Here is a 2,494-nt window from a genome sequence, read left to right on the forward strand (position 1 = left end):
AATACGCACGTGCGTATTTGTGTGCAGAGCAAAGCGTCTGGAGGCAGCGCACTCCCACCGCCCGATCCAGGGCTGAGGGGCGCTGCGGCCGCCACTGGCCTGAGCAGCGCGCGGGCGAACTGGGTGACGTCGCCGCCGGCGACCTCGCACACCTCGGCCATGGCGTTGATCGGCGCAGCGGGTCCCCGGCACATCACACCCGTGGTCGAGGCCGCAGCGCCGCCACGGCGGCGCCCAGCGCCGCGCCGAGCAGGGCCAGCGCCATGTCCTTCTGCGCGTCCCAGCCGTCGCCCTGCTGGCCGTTGTACGCCTCGGCGGCGTCCGGGGCCAGGGCGACGGCGATGCCCCACTCGAAGAGCTCGTACAGCGCGCCGGTGGAGACGACCACCTGGACCGCCTGCAGCCAGGCCCGGCCGCGCCCGGCGCCCCGCTCGCGCCAGGCCCGCACCAGCACCGGCGCCAGCAGCAGGCCGTATCCGAAGTGGACCAGCCGGTCGAAGTGGTTGCGGCCGTCGCCGAGCAGCGGCGCGCCGGTCAGCGCCTGCCACCACTGCTCGTAGGGGACATACGAGTAGATCCAGCGGGCCGCGATCGTGTGCAGCGTGAGGAACGTCAGCACCAGCACGAACGAACTCAGCGGCAGCCGCAGCCGGCGCTGCGCCCACAGCAGGCCCAGCACGGCGAGCACGGTGAGGCTGTGGTGCAGCGCCTGCTCGACCGGCCAGCGCGGCCGCCACCAGGTGGCGGCCAGGATCGCCGCGAAGATCAGCAGCGCCACCAGATGACCGCACGGCAGCAGGCGACCGGCCACGAGGGCGGATCCCGCACCGGCCTCGCCCGGCGGCGCCGAATCGGTCGGGACCGAACCGGGTGAGACCGAACCGGTCGGGACCGAACCGGGCGGGACCGGATCCGGCGGGGTGGGTCCCGGCCCAGAGGGGCCGGGTGGGGCGGTCGAGGCGGGAGGGGTGGCCATGGCCGCCATGCTGCCAGTGCAATTCCAGTGCCGGCGGGCCCGAACCCGGCTAGGCTGCCGTCCCGTGACCGACATCGACACCCTCTTCACCCCGCTGGCCGCCGACGCCGTCCCGGCCGTGTCGCGCCTGGCCGCCCGCTGCCTGGCCGCCGACGGCGGGCTCCCGCTGGCCGCGGGCGAGGGGTTCACCGCCCGGCGCTACGCCGCCGAGGGCGGGCTGGCCATCGGCGCGTACGGCCCGGACGGCGGGCTCGTCGCGGCCGCGGCGATCCGCCCCACCGGGAGCACGGTCACCGGCACCGCCCTGGTCGACCCGGCCGCCCGCGGCCGCGGCCTGGGCGCCGCCGCGCTGGACTGGTGCCTGGCCGGTGCCGACGTCATCGAGACCGAGTCGCTGACCGACGCCGCCGCGGCCCTGTTCGCCGCCCGCGGCCTGACGCAGTCGTTCGCCGAGGACGTGATGCGCCACGACCTCAAGGAGATCCCCGACGTCGCCCTGCCCGACGGCGTCAGCCTCGCCGGCTGGGCGCCGGACACGGTAGGGCGCTTCCACGCCGCGTACCGGGCGTCCTTCGCCGACCGGCCCGGCTTCCCCGACTGGGACCAGGAGCAGTGGACCGGCTGGCTGGTCGACGACGACTTCCGGCCGCCGTGGTCGCTGCTCGCGGTCGACGCGTCCGGCGCCGACCTGGGCTTCGTGGTCTGCGGCGACGGCTGGCTGGTGCAGGTCGGCACCACCCCCGCCGCCCGCGGCCGGGGCGTCGGCGCGGCACTGACCGTCGCCGCCCTGCGCGCCGCCGCCGCCGACGGAGCCTCCGAGATGCTGCTCGACGTCAACGTCAACAACCCCGTCGCCGCCGCCCTCTACCACCGCCTCGGCTTCACCACCCTGGGCCGCCGCGCCCGCTACACCCGCTGACCCCACCCCACCCCCCGCCTCCAACCCGTCGATCATGAACTTGTGGACGTGTTCGGCGGCGTGTCGCCACCCTGGCACCGTGATCGTCCGAGCCGGACCGAAATCGAGGGTTATCGCGGTAGTGGGGTGGTTATAGGGGAGTGGAGGGGTTGTCCGTTCCGTGACGGGCGGTCGATGGGGACCGCCGCCTCCCACGCCGCGGAACAGGCGCGACGCCCACGAACAGTGGGGCGGTTCGCGAACGTGCTCTCCGGGCTGCTTCGCTGCCGGTGTCGACTCCCCCTCGGCACCACTGAGGAGGTCCGATGCGCGAAACCAGGCACCGGAGTGCGATGTCGCCGGACGCGGAGCGAGCGGCGCGATCACTGATGGACGAGGACCGGCGGATCACGCGGGAGACGGGCTGGAGCACGTCGACCCCGATCGTCGAGGCCATCCGCGATCGTCTGCTGGTCACCGTCATGGCGGCATCCCGATGACCGGTCGCGGCCGGCCGGACGGCCGGAGCGTGACCGGGACCGCGGGCGCGGGCGCCGAACGATCGGCGGCACGGTGGCGAAGTCGCTGTCGAAGACGTACATCGCCAGGGCGGGCGCGCC

General features: G+C 74.7%; 2 protein-coding genes. One reads left to right on the plus strand and one right to left on the minus strand.

Annotated features, from left to right (window positions below; genetic code table 11):
- Positions 1–193: 193 nt before the first annotated feature.
- On the minus strand, positions 194–778 hold the full coding sequence (locus AB0J67_RS40630) for a DUF2238 domain-containing protein (RefSeq protein WP_363491085.1): 585 nt from the start codon (positions 776–778) through the stop codon (positions 194–196).
- 262 nt (positions 779–1,040) lie between these two features.
- Between AB0J67_RS40630 and AB0J67_RS40635 the strand changes: the two genes are divergently transcribed.
- Entirely contained in the window at positions 1,041–1,895 is an 855-nt protein-coding gene (locus AB0J67_RS40635; RefSeq protein WP_363491087.1) for a GNAT family N-acetyltransferase, read from the plus strand.
- The last annotated feature ends 599 nt before the right edge of the window (positions 1,896–2,494 follow it).

Origin of the sequence: Catellatospora sp. NPDC049609 (assembly GCF_040675365.1) — a bacterium.
Classification (GTDB): Bacteria; Actinomycetota; Actinomycetes; order Mycobacteriales; family Micromonosporaceae; genus Catellatospora.